The organism is Aureimonas sp. AU12 (assembly GCF_001463705.1).
Taxonomy (GTDB): Bacteria; Pseudomonadota; Alphaproteobacteria; order Rhizobiales; family Rhizobiaceae; genus Aureimonas.
Genome location: NZ_BBWH01000076.1, coordinates 1 through 393, shown reverse-complemented (window position 1 = coordinate 393; position 393 = coordinate 1). Strand labels below are relative to the sequence as shown.

Genomic DNA, 393 nt, shown 5'->3' with positions numbered 1-393 from the left:
GCCTTCATCCGATCCGGAAACGCCGCCGGCTTCGGAGGAGAATGGCCGGGAAGGAGATGGCGGCGGCAGCGACGATCACGGCTCTCATGCGAACTGAAGGCTGCCTTCATGTCCGCTGATAGTCCAAAGACATTCTGGAGCCGGCGCACCGAACCGACGATGATCGGCGCGACGCTCAGCTACTTTCTGCTTTCGCTGTATGTCCTCTTCTATCTCTCCGGGCGGAGCCCCGAGATGCAGGAGGCATTGAACGAACCCTACCGAAGCTGGCTCTATGAATTTTTCGGCTGGATCGCTCCGATCGTCGAAGGCCGGTACCAGATTCCGCTCATGCCGATCTTCCGTTACTGGGCGTTCGGTCAGGGCGCCTGGATCGCGCTTGCCATCCCGCCC

General features: G+C 60.8%; 1 protein-coding gene. It reads left to right on the top strand.

Annotation, left to right across the window (positions count from 1 at the left end):
- Positions 1-108: 108 nt before the first annotated feature.
- Positions 109-393 (top strand): hypothetical protein (locus AUL33_RS21395; protein WP_156419563.1); only part of this gene is annotated, 285 nt, incomplete at its 3' end.